The organism is Paenimyroides ummariense (assembly GCF_900115115.1).
Classification (GTDB): Bacteria; Bacteroidota; Bacteroidia; order Flavobacteriales; family Flavobacteriaceae; genus Flavobacterium; species Flavobacterium ummariense.
In genome coordinates this window covers 21,439-39,115 of the sequence record NZ_FOVI01000004.1, presented here as the reverse complement: position 1 = coordinate 39,115, position 17,677 = coordinate 21,439, and the positions used below count along the sequence as shown (strand labels likewise).

General features: G+C 33.7%; 16 protein-coding genes. 6 read left to right on the top strand and 10 right to left on the bottom strand.

Annotated elements, in window-relative coordinates:
• Positions 1 to 129: 129 nt before the first annotated feature.
• Together BM253_RS04085 and BM253_RS04080 are read right to left on the bottom strand one after the other, a co-directional pair.
• On the bottom strand, positions 130 to 1,086 hold the full coding sequence (locus BM253_RS04085; RefSeq protein WP_091519573.1) for a phosphoribosylaminoimidazolesuccinocarboxamide synthase: 957 nt from the start codon (positions 1,084 to 1,086) through the stop codon (positions 130 to 132).
• Positions 1,087 to 1,104: 18 nt separating this feature from the next.
• Positions 1,105 to 3,081, bottom strand: coding sequence for an alpha-ketoacid dehydrogenase subunit alpha/beta (locus BM253_RS04080; protein WP_091519569.1), 1,977 nt, complete (start codon positions 3,079 to 3,081; stop codon positions 1,105 to 1,107).
• Between the two features lie 269 nt (positions 3,082 to 3,350).
• Here BM253_RS04080 and BM253_RS04075 point away from each other — a divergent pair, with 269 nt between their 5' ends.
• Positions 3,351 to 4,007 carry a TetR/AcrR family transcriptional regulator gene (locus BM253_RS04075; RefSeq protein WP_245758443.1) on the top strand — a complete coding sequence of 219 codons (657 nt, stop codon included), beginning with the start codon at positions 3,351 to 3,353 and terminating at the stop codon, positions 4,005 to 4,007.
• A gap of 57 nt (positions 4,008 to 4,064) precedes the next feature.
• The gene (locus BM253_RS04070) at positions 4,065 to 5,015 is read left to right on the top strand and encodes an isopenicillin N synthase family dioxygenase (RefSeq protein WP_091519562.1); all 951 of its coding nucleotides are present in this window, start codon (positions 4,065 to 4,067) and stop codon (positions 5,013 to 5,015) included.
• Between the two features lie 24 nt (positions 5,016 to 5,039).
• Here the strand turns inward: BM253_RS04070 and rocD are convergent, their stop codons facing one another.
• Positions 5,040 to 6,275: an ornithine--oxo-acid transaminase gene (gene rocD, locus BM253_RS04065; RefSeq protein WP_091520086.1), complete on the bottom strand. Its 1,236-nt coding sequence runs from the start codon at positions 6,273 to 6,275 to the stop codon at positions 5,040 to 5,042.
• A gap of 176 nt (positions 6,276 to 6,451) precedes the next feature.
• Between rocD and rlmD the strand changes: the two genes are divergently transcribed.
• The 3 genes from rlmD to BM253_RS04050 all read left to right on the top strand — a co-directional run bounded on the left by rlmD (position 6,452) and on the right by BM253_RS04050 (position 9,132).
• Positions 6,452 to 7,864, top strand: coding sequence for a 23S rRNA (uracil(1939)-C(5))-methyltransferase RlmD (gene rlmD / locus BM253_RS04060; protein ID WP_091519561.1), 1,413 nt, complete (start codon positions 6,452 to 6,454; stop codon positions 7,862 to 7,864).
• A gap of 76 nt (positions 7,865 to 7,940) precedes the next feature.
• Positions 7,941 to 8,438 (top strand): DUF6452 family protein, encoded by a 498-nt coding sequence (locus BM253_RS04055; protein WP_091519559.1) that lies wholly within the window; start codon positions 7,941 to 7,943, stop codon positions 8,436 to 8,438.
• A complete protein-coding gene (locus tag BM253_RS04050; protein WP_091519557.1) occupies positions 8,413 to 9,132 on the top strand; it encodes a DUF6048 family protein in 720 nt (239 codons plus the stop codon). The genes BM253_RS04055 and BM253_RS04050 overlap by 26 nt, the downstream gene beginning before the upstream one ends.
• 476 nt (positions 9,133 to 9,608) lie before the next feature.
• On the opposite strand, the gene BM253_RS04040 is transcribed toward BM253_RS04050, so the two are convergent.
• The 7 genes from BM253_RS04040 to mnmE all read right to left on the bottom strand — a co-directional run bounded on the left by BM253_RS04040 (position 9,609) and on the right by mnmE (position 16,663).
• Positions 9,609 to 10,427 carry a YoaK family protein gene (locus BM253_RS04040; protein ID WP_091519552.1) on the bottom strand — a complete coding sequence of 273 codons (819 nt, stop codon included), beginning with the start codon at positions 10,425 to 10,427 and terminating at the stop codon, positions 9,609 to 9,611.
• Positions 10,411 to 10,899 (bottom strand): hypothetical protein, encoded by a 489-nt coding sequence (locus BM253_RS04035; protein WP_091519548.1) that lies wholly within the window; start codon positions 10,897 to 10,899, stop codon positions 10,411 to 10,413. Before BM253_RS04035 ends, BM253_RS04040 begins: the two co-directional genes overlap by 17 nt.
• Positions 10,896 to 11,402: an adenine nucleotide alpha hydrolase family protein gene (locus BM253_RS04030; RefSeq protein WP_091519544.1), complete on the bottom strand. Its 507-nt coding sequence runs from the start codon at positions 11,400 to 11,402 to the stop codon at positions 10,896 to 10,898. The genes BM253_RS04035 and BM253_RS04030 overlap by 4 nt, the downstream gene beginning before the upstream one ends.
• 109 nt (positions 11,403 to 11,511) lie before the next feature.
• Positions 11,512 to 12,888, bottom strand: coding sequence for a HAMP domain-containing sensor histidine kinase (locus tag BM253_RS04025; RefSeq protein ID WP_091519541.1), 1,377 nt, complete (start codon positions 12,886 to 12,888; stop codon positions 11,512 to 11,514).
• Positions 12,885 to 13,583 carry a response regulator transcription factor gene (locus tag BM253_RS04020; RefSeq protein ID WP_091519537.1) on the bottom strand — a complete coding sequence of 233 codons (699 nt, stop codon included), beginning with the start codon at positions 13,581 to 13,583 and terminating at the stop codon, positions 12,885 to 12,887. Before BM253_RS04020 ends, BM253_RS04025 begins: the two co-directional genes overlap by 4 nt.
• Positions 13,584 to 13,679: 96 nt before the next feature.
• Positions 13,680 to 15,167 carry a DnaJ domain-containing protein gene (locus tag BM253_RS04015; protein WP_091519532.1) on the bottom strand — a complete coding sequence of 496 codons (1,488 nt, stop codon included), beginning with the start codon at positions 15,165 to 15,167 and terminating at the stop codon, positions 13,680 to 13,682.
• A 95-nt stretch (positions 15,168 to 15,262) separates the two neighbouring features.
• A complete protein-coding gene (mnmE, locus tag BM253_RS04010) occupies positions 15,263 to 16,663 on the bottom strand; it encodes a tRNA uridine-5-carboxymethylaminomethyl(34) synthesis GTPase MnmE (RefSeq protein WP_091519529.1) in 1,401 nt (466 codons plus the stop codon).
• Positions 16,664 to 16,809: 146 nt separating this feature from the next.
• On the opposite strand from mnmE, the gene BM253_RS04005 reads away from it, so the two are divergent.
• The gene (locus tag BM253_RS04005) at positions 16,810 to 17,658 is read left to right on the top strand and encodes a universal stress protein (RefSeq protein WP_091520083.1); all 849 of its coding nucleotides are present in this window, start codon (positions 16,810 to 16,812) and stop codon (positions 17,656 to 17,658) included.
• Positions 17,659 to 17,677: the final 19 nt, after the last annotated feature.

Below are 17,677 nucleotides of genomic sequence, written 5' to 3'. Positions count from 1 at the left end.
AACTCAATTCAATTTATTGAGGACAAAACTTGTCGATACACTTTATTTATTACTTTCAGACCTCACATGCTTTTGAAACCTGTGAGGTCATTTGAAAATATAATTTTTGAATTTTATCGTGTAATTGAATTATTTTTTATACGATGCCAAAAAGGTATTTACATTTTGTTCGATACGTTCCTGAATATTTGATACATCGGCTTTTTCAAATTTTTCACCAATGATATTTTCGTATAATTCAATGTATCTGTCTGAAACTGTTTCAATGTATTCATCGGTCATTTCAGGAATCTGCTGACCATCTTTCCCTTGAAAACCGTTTGAAATTAACCACTGACGTACAAATTCTTTTGATAATTGTTTTTGAGCTTCGTTGTTATCCTGACGCTCTTGGTATCCATCTGCATAAAAATAACGAGAAGAATCTGGCGTATGAATTTCATCAATCAATACAATTTTTCCGTCTTTGGTTTTACCGAATTCGTATTTTGTATCAACCAAAATCAATCCGCGCGATGCTGCAATTTCTGTTCCACGTTGATATAAAGCATGTGTGTATTTTTCCAATACTTCGTAATCTTCTTTAGAAACAATTCCTTGTGCTAAAATTTCTTCTTTAGAAATATCTTCGTCATGCGTACCTAAAGCTGCTTTGGTAGTTGGAGTGATAATTGGTGTTGGGAATTTATCATTTTCTTTCATACCCGCTGGCATTTCAACTCCGCACAAAACACGTTTCCCTTCCGCATATTCACGAGCTGCATGACCCGATAAATAGCCACGGATAACCATTTCAACCTTAAAAGGTTCGCACAAATAACCCACAGCTACGTTTGGATCTGGGTTTGCAACCAACCAATTTGGAACAATATCTTGTGTAAGTTGCATGAATTTCGATGCAATTTGATTCAAAATTTGTCCTTTATATGGAATTCCTTTTGGCATAATTACATCAAAAGCCGATAAACGGTCGGTTGCAATCATTACCAATAAATCATCGTTAATATTATAAACTTCGCGTACTTTTCCTTTGTAAACAGATTTTTGACCCGGAAAATTAAAGTTAGAAGAAGTTATGGTTTTCATTTGTTGTTGTGTGTTTATTTAAAACTGTAAAAGTACTAATAATTCTTTTTCAAAACGTTCTTTAGGCAAATATTGCGCTTCTAGATTATCCATAAAAGGTATAGGCGTTTCGATACTTGCCACACGTTTTACAGGCGCATCTAAGTATTCAAAACAATTTTCCATAATCCAAGCCGATAAATCGCTGGCAATTCCACCAAACATTGAATCTTCCTGTAGAATTATAACTCGGTTTGTTTTTTGTACCGATTTTCTAATTGTTTCATAATCTAAAGGTTGAAGCGTTCTTAAATCGATCAAATCAGCAGAAATACTCGGGTTATTTGCTAAGGTTTCCAATGCCCAATGAACCCCCGATCCGTACGAAATAATCGTAACATCGATTCCTTCTTTAATTAATGAAGCCTGACCAAACGGAATGGTATAGTAATTTGTTGGAACATCTTGCGATTTACTGCGGTACAGATTTTTATGTTCGAAGAAAATTACCGGGTTAGGATCGTTAATTGCCGTGTTCAACAAACCTTTGGCATCGACAGGAAAAGCAGGATAAACCACTTTTAAACCAGGCGTTTTAGTAAACCAAGCTTCGTTTGTTTGCGAATGGAACGGACCTGCACCAGAACCTGCACCACAAGGCATACGCACAACCACATCGGCATGTTCACCCCAACGGTAATGCTGTTTTGCCAATAAATTTACGATTGGGTTGAAACCTGTTGAAACGAAATCGGCAAACTGCATTTCTACAACCGATTTGTATTTATTGATTGATAATCCGGCAGCCGATGACACAATAATACTCTCGCAAATTGGTGTGTTTCGCACGCGATCTTTCCCAAAAGCATAAACAAAACCTTCGGTTACTTTAAAAGCGCCTCCGTATTCTGCAATATCCTGACCCATGATTATTAAATTCTCATGACGCTCAAACGATTGTTTCAATCCTTCGGAAATTGCATCAATAAAACGAATGTTTTTTGATTCTGAACCAGCTTCAAAATGTTGATATTCGTAAGGTTTGTACACATCATTCAATTCCGTTTCCAGATTAGCTTCTAAACCAGCTTCGTCTTGCGTAATTTTCCAATGGGTATCAATTTCTTCTTTGATTTCTTTTCTTAACTGTGCATCTTGCTCTTCAGACAAAATACCCATTTCGGTTAAATAATTGTTGAAACGAGTAATTGGATCTTTAATTTTCCATTCTTCGAACAATTCCTGCGGAATGTACTTGGTACCACTCGCCTCTTCGTGACCACGCATTCTGAATGTTTTCATTTCAATTAAAACCGGATGCGGGTTTTGACGCATATTTTCGGCAATTTCATGAAGTTTCGTGTAAACTTCCACAATATTGTTACCGTCTATGATATGGCTTTCAATACCGTAACCAATGCCTTTATCGGCTAAATTTTCACATTTATATTGTTCTCGCGTAGGTGTCGAAAGCCCGTAACCATTGTTTTCAATAATAAACATAACCGGTAAATCCCAAACGGCAGCAACGTTTAATGCCTCGTGAAAATCACCTTCAGACGTTGCTCCTTCACCCGTAAAAACAGCTGTAATTTTATTTTCTTTTCGTAGTTTGTGTGCCAGTGCAATACCATCGGCAATACCTAATTGCGGACCCAAATGCGAGATCATTCCCACGATATTAAACTCTTGTGTTCCAAAATGAAAAGAACGATCGCGACCTTTTGTAAATCCGTTGGGTTTGCCTTGCCATTGCGAAAACAATCTGCTTAAAGGAATGTTTCTACTTGTAAAAACTCCAAGGTTTCTGTGCATTGGCAAAATGTATTCATCGTTATGAAGGATTGATGTTACACCAACTGCAATAGCTTCCTGCCCCATTCCGGAAAACCATTTTGATACTTTTCCCTGACGAATCAATATCAACATTTTTTCTTCTATTAACCTTGGTTTTAGTAATTTTTTATATAAATCTAACAGTATATCTTGCGATAAAATTTGTTCTTGAACTTCCATAAAAACGGTTGTAAATATTTTTGGGCTAAAAGTACTAATTTTATTTGTGTAAGCCTCTAAAATATTTTTTTTCACTACGTAGTGAATTTTTTTTTGGCAGACTCAAGTTTTATACTTAATTTTGCTCCTAATCAACAATAAAACACTCATTAAAACTCTAACTTTATTTTAATTGACTTTCATTTAGGATGTTGTTATAGAGAAAGACTGACTTATAGAAAATATGAGTCAGTTTTTTTTTAATTTTGTTTTACATTATAATGAATGTTATGGAAGATGAATCTAAAAGTCGTAAACGAACCTCTGGAAAGTTGCGAGACAAAGAGCGTACGAAAGTTAAAATGGTACAAGCCGTAGGTAAAGTTCTTTTAAAAAAGGGTTATACCGGTTTAAATGCATCTGCAATTGCTAAAGAAGCGGGTATTGATAAAAGTTTAGTTTGGACGTATTTTGGTAGTTTGGATAATTTGGTGGAAGAGTATATTGCACAACGCGATTTCTGGAAATACAAAGCTGCAGATTCCATTAACAACATACTTACCTTTAAAGATGGAATTAAAGAAGAATACATGAGTGGTCTGTTTCAATTTCAATTTCAATCTTTGTTAGATGATGAAATTCTGCAACGTATTATGCTTTGGGGAATCAGTGAAAAAAAGGACTTCTTACGACATTTATCAGACGAACGAGAATTGATTGGTGAAGAAATATTTAAAATTATTGATCCGCAGTTTCAAAATTCAGATATTGATATTCGTGGTATTTTAGCCATTTTGGTCGCCGGAATTTACTATCTGGTTCTTCACGGAAAAACTAACGGAAGCCTTTTTTGCGGGATCGATCTAAATACTGTAGACGGTAAAATTCGCATAAAAGAAAGTATTGCTCAAATTGTTTCAATGGCTTACAAAAAAACAATCGCTTAACTTCTTTTTAAAAAACTTTATTCATAAATACGTAAATTTGAATTTAAAGTTTTAATAATGCAAAATATACCTAGTGTTGACTTGCGTGATTTCCTATCGGATGATCCGGTACGCAAACAAAAATTTGTAAATGAAATCGGTAAAGCTTACGAAGAAATTGGTTTCGTAGCATTAAAAGGACACTTTTTAAGTGATGAATTAGTTGAAAAACTGTATCAGCAGGTTCGCAACTTCTTTAATTTACCTTTAGAGGTTAAAGAAAAATATGAAATTCCCGGAATTGGTGGGCAACGCGGATATGTTTCGTTTGGAAAAGAATCTGCAAAAGGACGAACAACCGGCGATTTAAAAGAGTTTTGGCATTTTGGCCAGTATGTTGAAAACAACGACAAACTGGCAAACGAATATCCTAAGAACGTAACAGTTGATGAACTTCCTGAATTTAATTCAACAGGAAAAGAAACCTATAAAATGCTCGAAAAAACCGGCGTTTACGTTTTAAGAGCATTGGCTTTGTACTTGGGTTTAAATGAATTTTATTTTGACGATTATGTAAAAAATGGAAATTCCATTCTACGACCAATTCACTACCCTCCTATTCTTAATGAACCAAAAGATGCGGTGCGTGCAGCTGCTCATGGCGATATTAACCTGATTACGCTTTTAATGGGCGCTCAAGGTAAAGGTTTGCAAGTACAAAATAACAAAGGGGAATGGATTGATGCTATTGCTGCCGATGACGAATTGGTTATTAATGTAGGCGATATGTTATCAAGACACACCAACAATAAATTGAAATCTACGATACACCAAGTAGTTAATCCACCGAGAGAATTATGGGGAACATCGCGTTTTTCTATTCCGTTTTTTATGCATCCGATAAGCGAAATGCCTTTAAATTGTTTAGATAATTGTGTTTCAGAAGAAAACCCTAAACTTTATGACGATATAACCGCAGGTGAATTTTTAACCGAACGTTTAATTGAATTGGGATTGATTAAGAAATAGTAAAAGAGGCTTTCGCCTCTTTTTTTATTTTTCAAACTCTTTTAAAGTTTCTGTAATAATTCTAACACAATCTAACAATTGCTCTTCGTTCATAACCAATGGTGGTGCAAAACGAATAATGTTTCCGTGTGTTGGTTTTGCAAGTAATCCGTTGTCGCGTAAACGTAAACAAATATTCCAAGCGGTATCGCTATCTTCAGTATCATTAATTAAAATAGCGTTTAACAATCCTTTTCCGCGTACCAAAGAACAAATGTTCGATGTTGTAATATAATCAGTTAGTTTTTCTCTGAACATTGCTCCTAATCTTTCAGCATTTTCAGCCAATTTTTCGTCAAGAACTATATCTAAAGCTGCCATTGCAACCGCTGCTGCCAAAGGATTTCCTCCAAAAGTAGATCCGTGTTGTCCAGGTTTAATTACATTCATTATTTTATCATCTGCCAAAACAGCCGAAACCGGATACATTCCTCCAGATAATGCTTTTCCTAAAATTAAAACATCGGGTTTGATATTTTCATGATCAACCGCTAACATTTTACCTGTACGTGCAATTCCTGTTTGAACTTCATCTGCAATAAACAACACATTATTTTGCTTACACAATTCAAATGCTGCCGATAAATATCCGTTGTCAGGAACGTAAACTCCAGCTTCACCCTGAATAGGTTCTACTAAAAATCCTGCAACATTTTTGTTGGTGATAACATCTTTTAAAGCATCGATATTATTATAAGGAATACGCACAAAACCTTCGGTATAAGGACCGTAGTTTTTACGGGCTTCCTGATCATTCGAGAATGAAATAATGGTAGTTGTACGTCCGTGGAAATTATTTTCGCAAACAACAATTACAGCTTCTTCTTCTTTAATCTTTTTTACTTCGTAAGCCCATTTTCTTGTCAGTTTAATAGCTGTTTCCACAGCTTCTGCGCCAGAATTCATCGGCAAAACTTTATCAAAACCAAACAATTTGGTGATTTTTTCTTCGTAAACGCCTAATTTATCGTTATAAAATGCACGTGAAGTAAGTGTAAGCTGTTGTGCCTGATTTGTTAACGCTTCAACCAATTTAGGATGACAATGTCCTTGGTTTACTGCTGAATATGCCGACAAAAAATCGTAGTATTTTTTACCTTCAACATCCCAAACATAAACGCCTTCACCTTTTGTAAGTACTACCGGAAGCGGGTGGTAATTATGCGCTCCGTATTTTTCTTCTAATGCAATTGCATCGTTACTTGTTAATAAACTACTCATTATTATTAGTTTATAAATTTTAAAATAAGCCATTCCTTCTTAACGGAGAGAAATCATCCAAAGGTGCAAGGTACTAAAAATAGAATCTTTCTAAAAATATAAAGGGTTAATTTTATAAACAATCTAAATAACGGTTGGTGCAGAAATTTCTGCGAACATTATATTATTTTTGCACCATGGCAAGAAAAAAAACCGATAAAATCGTATTCGAAAACGTAGAAGTCCTTGATGCAGGCGCAAAAGGCGTTTCGGTAGCAAAAGCTCCCGATGGTAAAATAATTTTTATTCCGAATGTTGTTCCGGGTGATGTGGTAGATGTTCAAACCTTTAAAAAACGTAAGGCTTATTTTGAAGGTAAAGCAGTTGCTTTCCACAAATTATCTACACAACGCGTTGAACCTGTTTGTCAGCATTTTGGTGCTTGCGGCGGTTGTAAGTGGCAGAACATGGGTTACGAATTTCAGCTGGGATACAAACATCAGGAAGTTGAAAATAATTTAAAGCGAATCGGTAAGATTGAATTACCGCAATTTGAACCTATTTTAGGATCGAAAGAACAATTTTTCTACCGCAATAAAATGGAATTTTCTTTTTCTAACGCGCGTTGGTTAACAGATGATGAAATTAAATCGGGCGAAGAATTAGGTAAAGAAAATGCACTTGGTTTTCATATCCCGAAAATGTGGGATAAAATTTTAGACATTAAAAAATGTTATTTGCAGCAAGATCCTTCAAACGCTCTTCGTAATGAAATTCGTGATTTCGCAAATGAAAACGGTCTGGAATTTTTCAATCCGCGCGAAAATACCGGTTTGTTGCGAACGTTAATGATCAGAACAGCATCAACCGGAGAAATAATGGTATTGATTCAGTTTTTTAAAGAAGATAAAAAGAAACGTGAATTATTATTAGAGTTCTTAAAGAATCGTTTTCCAGAAATTACATCGCTTCAATATGTGATCAACAGTAAATTGAACGATACTATTTACGATCAAAACGTAATTTGCTACCATGGTCGCGATTATATTTTGGAAGAAATGGAAGGATTGAAATTCAGTATTAATGCAAAATCGTTCTATCAAACCAATTCAGATCAAGCATACGAATTATACAGTATTACCAGAGATTTTGCAGGTTTAACAGGCAATGAACTGGTTTACGATTTATATACGGGTACCGGAACCATTGCACAGTTTGTATCGAAAAATGCAAAAAGAGTAATTGGTGTTGAAGCTGTTCCAGAAGCAATTGCTGATGCAAAAGTGAATGCCGAACGCAACAATATTACTAATTGCGAGTTTTTTGTGGGCGATATGAAAAATGTTTTTAACGATGAATTTATCGAACAACATGGTCAGCCTGATGTGATTATTACCGATCCGCCTCGCGATGGAATGCACAAAGATGTTGTGGCACAAATTTTAAAAATTGCTCCGAAACGTGTGGTTTATGTGAGTTGTAATTCGGCAACCCAAGCTAGAGATTTAGCTTTAATGGACGAAATGTATAAAGTGGTTCGCGTACGACCGGTTGATATGTTTCCGCAAACGCATCACGTTGAAAATGTGGTTTTGTTAGAAAAAAGATAAAATATACAAGAGTGGCTTAACGGCTGCTCTTTTTTTACAAAATGATTTTGTATTTTTACGGTCTATTAAAAAATGTATGAGAAAAATTTGGTTTGTAGGCTTGCTTGCATTAGGTTTATCGGCATGTGAAAAAGACGATATTTGTTCGGGTAGCGAATCGGAAACGCCAAACGTTATAATTGGTTTATTTGATCGTTTAGATCCTGAAATTCGAAAATCTGCCGTAAAAATTGCCGCAATTGCCGAAGGTTTTAACGATACACTGATTTTTAGAAGTACATCAACAATCGAACTTCCTTTGCAGATAAATACCACTGAGACAACTTGGAATTTGGTACTTTACCAACCTACCGGAAGTAATAATGATACCATTCACAAAACAGATCAGTTACGATTTACTTATACACCCGAAGCTTTGTATGTTTCTAAAGCGTGTGGTTACAAGACAATTTTTCACGAATTTAATGCCGTTAAAACAACAAGTGTTTCTGACGCTACCTGGATACGAAGCATGAACAGACTTACAAACGAACTTACAAATACCGACAATGCGCACCTTCAGTTTTATTATTAGTGCATTTTTAGCTTGTACTACCAACTTGTTTGCACAAGATTCCTTACCAAAGATATATCCCGATGTTTACGGTTTACGTATTGGTATTGATGTGGTTAAGGCTTCGCGCAATTTTTGGGATAAAGATTATAAGGGTTTGGAATTTAATGCCGATTACCGTTACAATAAAAAATGGTACCTGGCTGCCGAAGCCGGTTTTGAAGACAAGTTTAAAGAAGACGACCAGCTTTCTTTTACAACCACTGGAATGTTTTTAAAGTTGGGTGCCGAAAGAAACTTTCATCAAAACTGGTTAGATATGGATAATTTAATCTATGTTGGTGGACGTTACGGATTAAGTTACCACAACCAAACCTTGCACAGTTACCGCGTTAACACCGGAAATGCTTATTTTGATGAAGAAATGCAGTATCCCGAATTAAAATCGACAGGTTTAATGGCTCATTGGTTGGAATTGGTTGTAGGAATTAAGGTAGAAGTTGCCAATAATTTGTATGTTGGTATGAATGCCCGGCTAAAAGGATTGATTTACCAAACGCAACCAGAAGGATTTGAAAATCTTTATTACCCAGGTTTCGGACAAAAATTCAGTGGGAATATCGGTGTTGGTTTTGGTTATACGGTTAGTTACATGATTCCTTTTAAAAAGAAATTTAATACGGTAAATACAGATCGAACTTTAATAAGAAAGTAAGATCCTTACATTAGAAATTTTAGCGAGTTTTAATTTTCACTCGTCAATGTCATGCTGAATCAGTTACTGATCTTCGGTTACTGATCCTGTCGAAGTATCGAAGTATCATATTTATAGTATCCGTAATTCTACTTATTGCACCCGCAGTTGTATTTATAGTACCCGCAGTTGTATTTATAGCAATAGTAGTTACATTTATTTCACCCGCAGTTATATTTATTGCATCAGCAAATGCAATTATAACATCCGCCAAAGTAAAACCTCAAATCACTACATCAAAAACGCAGGTATAGAAACCGTTGCTTACTTTATAGAAACAAAAAAAACAAATTAAACTTGCAGCTATACATTGTAATAATATCAGAAGATTATACCAAATATTCAATCTAGTAAAAACACAAAACGCCAAGGTTTCTCAAGCCTTGGCGTTTCTTCTTACAAGTAAATTAATTATATGAAAAATTAAAGATTCAATTTTAATAACAGGTATTTTTTTCTGTTATGCGGTTATTTTGTTCTTGGTGAACATTGCTTTTACTTTCTTTTACTTCTTCTTGCCTTAAACTGAAAAACTTTTTATGGTTGTATTTCAAAATAGTCAGTTTGTAATAATCATAAAAAATAATAATGGTTAAGAAAAAGCAAACAATATAAAACGTATAGTTTTGAATAGTGTTGTAAAGCACGCCTGTAATTACGCCGCCCAACACATAAAAAAACATAATTGAACTTAAAAGCTGTATTTTTTCTACTACCTTTTCGTCTTTTCTGTAATGCTTTTTTGTCATCATTGAAAGTGCAATAGCCAAATCAGTCGTTAAACCTGTTAAATGGGTTGTTTTTACTGCCGAATTAGAAATGCTTGCGGTTAATCCGTTTTGAAGTCCCATTGCAAACAATAATAATCCCACTAAAAATTCGGTTTCCTGTAAACTTTCGGTATAAAATCCTTGCAAATAAATTCCAACAACAAGCAAACAGATAATTTCTAAAATTATAGGAATGGCATGCGATAAATATCTACCTATATAATTGTTACCGTGAATAATGACAAAGTTTGATGTAAAACTTCCGAAAAAGAACAACATAATCCACAGAATAACAATTGCTGCCTGAAACCAGTTTCCTTTAGCAAGTTCTTGTGCAAAAACGGCATAATGCCCAGTAACGTTTGATGTAAAAGCAAAAAACACAATTACAGATATAACATTGACCATTCCTGCCGAAAAAGCAGTAAGTGCGCCTAATTTTAAATTATCGTCATGTGTTCTGTGTGTACTATATTTTCTGAGCATAATCTTGTTCTTCTACTTTTTTAAAGGTAATTTTAACGCTTCCCCTCATCTGCAAATCAAAATTGTAATAAATAACCATGGTATCTTTGGTTAATTTGTGAACCTGATAGCTTTCTACTACATTATCGCCATATCTTAATTCTAAAATATTACCACGACCTTTTAAATACCATTTGATCTTTTTTTCTTCAGAATGATCTTTCGGTGTTAAAGTCAGCTCTTTCTTCGGACAAAACTCCCACTCTTCTCCCTGATGAATGATCATATTGTTGTAAAGTTCATTTTTCTGGTAAGCCAATAAATTGCCGTTTACCTCAGTAGAATCTACATTAATTCGTTCAAAATTCCAGTCAACTTCTTCCCATTTCCCCACAATTAATTCTTCGGGGCTGTCGCCCTTAATTAGTACTGTTCCACAACAAATCAGTACTACTAAAATTAAACTATATGCAAATGGTCCTATTTTTTTCATTGTTCTACGCTTGATAAAAAGATATCGGCAAGTTGTTCTGAATGTTCCAACTCTGATACGACATTCTGTGTGTTTTCAATATTAATTATTTCAACTTTTGTGGCTTTTAAATAAGGCAGTAAGTTGAAACTGTCTCTTGATTTAAACTTCATTTTGTAATCGTTACAGCAAACAATACAATCAATATTATTAGCTTCAACATAATTTTTAACATAGCGCTTGGTGCTGCCGGTTAAAATGCTGAATTTTAATTTTGTAATTTTAGACTGATACGTGTTTTCGATTAATTTACACGATTCACGAAACTCTTCGGATTGTATTTTTTTAAGAATTTTGTATTCAGAATAAAACAATAGATCTCTGAAAGAATAAGACATATCATAACCATGCGCCAAAATAACTTCGAATTGGTCGTTAGGGTTTCTTCTTAAAAATTCTAACAATACATTTAACGATTTAACATTGAAATCGGTAGGAATCAATACTTTTTTTACTGCGCTCATAATTCACATAATGTTTAAAACAAAATTACGACCAACAGTATTAGAAGGATTTTAGAATGAAATTATAAAGTTATTAGAAAATAAGCCAGTTATTAGAATTTGATTAAAATTACAATTTGTAGTTTCCGGTTGGCAAAATAATTTGTACGGTTGTACCGCTTTTTTCGACAGATTTTATCAGCAACTCGCCATTGTGCATTTTAATAATGTTTCGACTTAGAGGCAAGCCAATACCGTAACCTTCATAATTAAAGGTATTTGATGCTCTGAAATAAGGATCGAAAATATAAGGCATTTCCGATTCCGGAATACCGATACCTTTGTCTTTAATAATGATTACAACAGATTGCTCGGTAGCGCCCAATGCCAGATAAACCTCGTTATTGTCTGAATATTTGCTGGCATTTGATATAATGTTTGAAATTGCCAGGTGTAGCAATTGTGAGTTTCCTTTAATCTTTAATTTTTCTGGACTTTCGGGTAGCAAGCTAAAATCCATTTTAATTTTAAGGTTTTTATTTACTCTTGAAAGATTTTGCTGAACTTCCATCAACAATTCATCAACACGTACTTTATCAAAACGTTTGGTATTTTCGGTATAACCGGTTCGAGCTAAGAAAAGCAGTGCTTTGGTTTTTTCCTCTAATTTTTCGGCTTCCAACAAAATATTTGTCAGTGCTTTTTCGTATTCGGGAATAGATCGCTCTTTAGAAAGAATAAGGTCAGCCTCACCTATTATTGATGTTAATGGCGTGTTTAATTCGTGTGATGCGTTGCTAATGAAATTCTTCTGGGTTTCAAACGAAGTTTCAATGCGATTCAACATATCATTAAAGGTATATTTTAGTTCGCTGATTGGATCTTTATGTTTTGCATCGGAAACTTCCAACCGAAGGTGTAAATTTTCTGACCCAATTTTATTTACATCTTTTATGATCGATTTTACAGGTCGTATCAAGGTTCGCAACACGAAATGAGAAATCACAAAAATTAGCAGTAGCGAAAAAAGTAACGATGTAATCAATAAATTTCGAAGGTAAATAATGTGATGGCTGTAAAAGTAATTTTCTGCCGAAACCACCACAACATATTTTTCCTTTTCGGCATCTTCATAAATTAATCCGCTGTAGAATAAATCGGCATCATTATAATTAAACGCTTTGCTTTTTAAAGTATTCCGAACCACTTTTGAAGGAACTTCTTGCGGAATTTCGCCTACAATCTGATTATTTTCAACAGGAAAAATATAATATTTCTGTTTAGGCAGATTTTCTAAAAAATTCTCATACGTTTCCTTAACTTTTAATGATTCTTCAGGTTCGCCCAATTTCATTGTTGCAATGGTTCCCGCTCTTAAATCTAATCGTTTGTAGAAATCTTCGAAAGCAAAATTAGAAAACGAATAATAAATGTATCCTGTAAAAATTAAGGTGTAAACAACAAAAATTGATACAATGGTTAGTACGGTTTTGCTATATGTTTTCATGCGTCGTTTTTTAAAACATATCCCATACCGGTAACAGTATGAATTAATTTTTTATCGCCGAATTTATCTAGTTTTTTACGCAGATAATTAACATAAACATCAACCACGTTGGTACCATTGTCAAAATTAATTCCCCAAACGTTATCTAATAAATCACCCCGATTTAAAACCTTTGTAGGATTTTTCATAAACTCTAACAACAATCGGTATTCCGTAGATGTTAACGAGATTTCATTGTTATTACGAGTAACTTTTTTAGTGTAATCGTTCAGTTCTAAATCGGCAAATTTATAAATATCATTAATCACCGTTCCGTTTGCATCAAAAAACTCGCTTCGTCTTAAAAGATTTTTAATTCGGGCTTTCAATTCAATCAACTTAAAAGGTTTTGCCAAATAATCATCGGCACCAGTATCAAATCCTAAAACAATATTCTCTGCACTGCCCAAAGCCGTTAAAATCAATACAGGAAGATCGGTATAACCATCATTACGAATTTGTCTGCAAACTTCCAAGCCGTTCATTTTTGGCAATAAAATATCTAATATTACCAACTGAATATTTTCGGATTTTATTAATTCAATTCCCTTCAACCCATCGGCAGCATGCAGCACATTATAACCTTCTTCTTCCAAACTCTGCTTAATCAAGTCGGCAACGTGCTGTTCATCTTCAATTATTAATATGGTACTCATTGTTTTAGCTATAATTTGCAAAAATAAAATTTACCGAATCAACGGTAATTAAAATTTAATTAGAATTTTGTAAGTACCATAAATATAGCGAAAAATTTAAAATAGTGCCACAAAAATGCCGTACAGATAAACAATTGTAACAAAAACCATGTATCCGTTGGCAAACTTTAATTCGGCAGCTGCTTTAAGATTCCGCCAAACATACAACTGACTTAAAAACAGCAAAAAAGTAATTAATAGCAACGGATTATTGCTTTGCAGCACACCAAAATTCAACCGTTCGGTATTGTTGTTTTTAGAATCGATCAATCGGATGTATTCTACATTATTGTTATTTAAAGCGATTTTGTAGGTATCGAATTTTTGTCGGTAAACAATTTCGTTAAAATAATTTTCGGATACATTTACAGAAATCTTATCGTTAAAAACCAAGAAATAATCTCTGTTTACACTTCCGTTTGTGGTTGGTCTGGCTGTTTCAATGTAATATGATGTAAGATTTACCGGAGTTTCTTGATAGGTGTTGATGCTTTTGAAGAGTACTAAAACAACTAAAAGTAAAAAACTACCCATAGAAATTTTATGTAAAAGCGTTAACTGTTGGTTTAAAAGTTTCAATCCGTTTACAATCCAGTTTTTAAAACTATTGGTCGATTTTTGAGGAACCATTCCAAATTCATTAACATCCGATTCACTATCTAAAACAAATAATTCACTAACTATCAATAAATTATAAAAAGGAATTAGCAATAACCCGACTTTGTTTTTATACTTTGTGGTATCGTGCATGCGTTTGTAACACTGACTAAAAATAATCCAAAAAAGCAAAAGTAGTATTAAGAAAACCAGTGTATTTGCAGCAATTGTGAAAAATAAAGTGGTTAAAATAAAAAATAACGACCCTAAAAGAATCATTCGGTTTTTAAACTCGTTTTTATTTATTCGAGCATGTAAACCAAAAAAAGTTTCCTTTTTAAAATGGATTTCATCAGCATCAGGATATTGAGATTTTATCTTTTGAAAAGCTTTTTTAGCAGGATTTTTATTGCTGTATTGTAACTTGATTTGATACTTGTATTCTTTATCGTTTAAACCAACAACGGTCATTAAAACAAAGATTTCTTCTGCAAAATGATCAATTTTTAAATAATGCGTGCCAGAAAAAGAAACAGCTCCAAAAACATTTATATTGACTGATTTGCAATGGCTCACATTCCATTGCAGTAAAATATGATCGTTTAAAACAAATTGTTTTTTATCGGCAGAAAAAAAATGGATAACAGGTTCTACTTGAACCGAATTTTGTTGTGGATTTTGTGTGTACTTATCTTGATATTGAGTTTGATGATTATTGTTTGTTGCTTTAGAAACTTCATGAAAATATAAAAACTGATGCAATAACAAACGCTTGTTTTCGTCTATTAAAAAATCGTACGCTTCGTTTATTTTTAAAAAATACGAATTCGCAAACGGATCTTTGTTCACATCGGGATGGTATTTTTTAGACAACTTTCGGTATGCCTTTTTTATAACCGTCTGATCTGAAAAATTCGGAATTTCTAAAACAACGTAGTGGTTGATCATTTATGTTTTAAAGTTACTTTCATAATTGTATGAAAATAGTAAACTAAATTTAAGTAGCAAGGTTTTATTTAAATTTAAATCATAAAATTTAAAGATTACTTTCCGATACAAAAATTAGCAAAAATATTTCCTAACAATTCATCGTTTGTTACTTGACCAGTAATTTCACCAAAATAATATAATGCCTGGCGAATATCAATTGCCATTAAATCGGCTGAAATATTTGTATCTAAACCGTATTGTACTTTCTGAATTTCCTCTAAAGCCTTTATTAGCGAATCATAATGACGCGTATTGGTTACAATGGTTTCGTTATTGCGAAGTGCACCAGTATTTACAAAACTAATCAGCTGTTTTTTCAAGGTATCAATTCCTTCTTTATTTTTTGCAGATATGGTTTCAAGTTTTACATTTAACGTTTCAAGTTGTTTTTTGATATTTAATATCTCCGTTTCAGAAAGTAAATCTATTTTGTTTATAACTACAACTAAAGGTTTCAGTGGAAATTGATTTTTGATCTTTTCAATTTCTATGATGTATTCCGAACTTTGAACTTTAAACTTTAAACTTTCAAACAAGTATAAAATGACTTGAGATTGTTCAATCTTTTCAAACGTTTTTTGGATTCCGATACTTTCTACCACATCTTTTGTTTCGCGAATGCCGGCAGTATCAATAAATCGAAATCCAATACCATCAATAACCAATTCATCTTCAATTGTATCACGAGTAGTTCCGGCAATGTCTGAAACTATGGCACGTTCTTCGTTCAACAAAGCGTTTAAAAGGGTCGATTTTCCGACATTTGGTTCGCCCACAATCGCTACCGGAATACCATTTTTAATCACGTTTCCTACCGCAAACGAATCTATCAATCGTTTTAAAACAAACTGAATTCTGTTTACAAGATCTCGAAATGCAGTACGATCGGCAAACTCCACATCTTCTTCAGAAAAATCCAATTCCAATTCAATCAGAGAAGCAAAATTCAAAAGTTCTTCACGCAGTTTAGCAATTTCGTTACTGAAACCACCGCGCATTTGCTGCATAGCTATTTGGTGCGATGCTTCGTTGTCTGATGCAATTAAATCGGCAACGGCTTCGGCTTGCGAAAGATCCATTTTTCCATTTAAAAACGATCGCATGGTAAATTCGCCGGCAGTTGCCATTCTGCAACCTTTTCTCAATAAAAGTTGTATGATTTGTTGTTGGATAAAAGTAGATCCGTGGCACGAAATTTCAACAGTAGGTTCACCTGTATAAGAATTATTCCCTTTAAAAAGCGATACCAGTACCTGGTCAATGATTTTTTCATCGTCTTTAATAAAACCCAAATGCAGCGTATGCGTTTTCTGTTTGCGCAAATCTTTATTTTTTACAGGCTGAAAAACATCAGCAACCAAATCAATTGCTTGTGGTCCTGAAACGCGGATTAATGCTACAGCACCTGCGCCCGATGCCGAAGCTAGTGCTACTATTGTTTCGCTTAAAATCATAAACTAAAAATTGAAACACAAATTTACGCCAACTTTATAAATCCTGCTAATTTTAAAAGTAGCTGTGTTTGAAAAAAAAGTCCATATTTTTTTACAATCATTTAATTTTTCGTAATTTAATAGCAACAAACCAACAGCCTAATATTATGAAAAAGATTCTTTTCCCAACCGATTTTTCAGAAACCGCAAATAATGCACTGGTTTACGCATTAAAACTTGCCAAAAGTATTGATGCTGAAATTTATGTTTTGAATACCTACGAAATGCCTGTTATTTCTACGACTTCTGCCGGACAGCCAGAACTGATTCAGAACGTATATAATTCTATTGAACTGAATAATTTCGAAAATTATAAGAAACAAGTTCCTAAATTGAGGAGTATTGCTGAGGATCACAATTGTGGCGATATTAAACTGACTTTTATTTTTGAGGAAGGAATTATGCTTTCGATTCTTCACAAAATTATTCGCGATGAAAATATCGATTTTATTGTGATGGGAACAAATGGAAATTCCGGATTTGAGAAGAAATTACTCGGATCGAACACCGTTCATGTAATGGAAAATGTTGATATTCCGATTTTAAGCGTTCCACGAAAAGCTGAATTTAAACGCTTGAACAATTTTGGATTTGCAACAATGCTTCGCGATAGTGATAAACCTGGATTGCATCAGATAATTAAGATTGCACAATCTTTAAATGCCGATGTAAAAGTGTTGCATGTTTTACGTAAAGAAAACCCAGATGCTATGCAAGTTTTAAACAGTTGGAAAGAAGAATTTAACGATGAAAATGTTACATTTCATACCGTTTTGAATGAAAAATTAGACGAAAGTGTTTTCTTTTTTATAGATGATCAGTTAATTGATGTTATGTGCATTGTGAAACGCCATTTAAACTTTTTCGAAAAGATTTTTACAACCAGTTTAAGTAAACAATTATCGTATCATGCCGATGTTCCCGTATTGGTTTTAAAAGAACAAAAAAGCAAGTAAATACTTGCTTTTTTTATGT

What these genes read in the sequence shown, in the direction of transcription:
- BM253_RS04075 (WP_245758443.1), top strand. Translation starts at nt 3,351, where the DNA reads ATGGAAGATGAATCTAAAAGTCGTAAACGAACCTCTGGAAAGTTGCGA.
- mnmE (WP_091519529.1), bottom strand. Translation starts at nt 16,663, where the DNA reads ATGATTTTAAGCGAAACAATAGTAGCACTAGCTTCGGCATCGGGCGCA.
- BM253_RS04055 (WP_091519559.1), top strand. Translation starts at nt 7,941, where the DNA reads ATGAGAAAAATTTGGTTTGTAGGCTTGCTTGCATTAGGTTTATCGGCA.
- BM253_RS04035 (WP_091519548.1), bottom strand. Translation starts at nt 10,899, where the DNA reads ATGAAAAAAATAGGACCATTTGCATATAGTTTAATTTTAGTAGTACTG.
- rlmD (WP_091519561.1), top strand. Translation starts at nt 6,452, where the DNA reads ATGGCAAGAAAAAAAACCGATAAAATCGTATTCGAAAACGTAGAAGTC.
- BM253_RS04070 (WP_091519562.1), top strand. Translation starts at nt 4,065, where the DNA reads ATGCAAAATATACCTAGTGTTGACTTGCGTGATTTCCTATCGGATGAT.
- BM253_RS04030 (WP_091519544.1), bottom strand. Translation starts at nt 11,402, where the DNA reads ATGAGCGCAGTAAAAAAAGTATTGATTCCTACCGATTTCAATGTTAAA.
- BM253_RS04025 (WP_091519541.1), bottom strand. Translation starts at nt 12,888, where the DNA reads ATGAAAACATATAGCAAAACCGTACTAACCATTGTATCAATTTTTGTT.
- BM253_RS04085 (WP_091519573.1), bottom strand. Translation starts at nt 1,086, where the DNA reads ATGAAAACCATAACTTCTTCTAACTTTAATTTTCCGGGTCAAAAATCT.
- BM253_RS04080 (WP_091519569.1), bottom strand. Translation starts at nt 3,081, where the DNA reads ATGGAAGTTCAAGAACAAATTTTATCGCAAGATATACTGTTAGATTTA.
- BM253_RS04015 (WP_091519532.1), bottom strand. Translation starts at nt 15,167, where the DNA reads ATGATCAACCACTACGTTGTTTTAGAAATTCCGAATTTTTCAGATCAG.
- rocD (WP_091520086.1), bottom strand. Translation starts at nt 6,275, where the DNA reads ATGAGTAGTTTATTAACAAGTAACGATGCAATTGCATTAGAAGAAAAA.
- BM253_RS04050 (WP_091519557.1), top strand. Translation starts at nt 8,413, where the DNA reads ATGCGCACCTTCAGTTTTATTATTAGTGCATTTTTAGCTTGTACTACC.
- BM253_RS04040 (WP_091519552.1), bottom strand. Translation starts at nt 10,427, where the DNA reads ATGCTCAGAAAATATAGTACACACAGAACACATGACGATAATTTAAAA.
- BM253_RS04005 (WP_091520083.1), top strand. Translation starts at nt 16,810, where the DNA reads ATGAAAAAGATTCTTTTCCCAACCGATTTTTCAGAAACCGCAAATAAT.
- BM253_RS04020 (WP_091519537.1), bottom strand. Translation starts at nt 13,583, where the DNA reads ATGAGTACCATATTAATAATTGAAGATGAACAGCACGTTGCCGACTTG.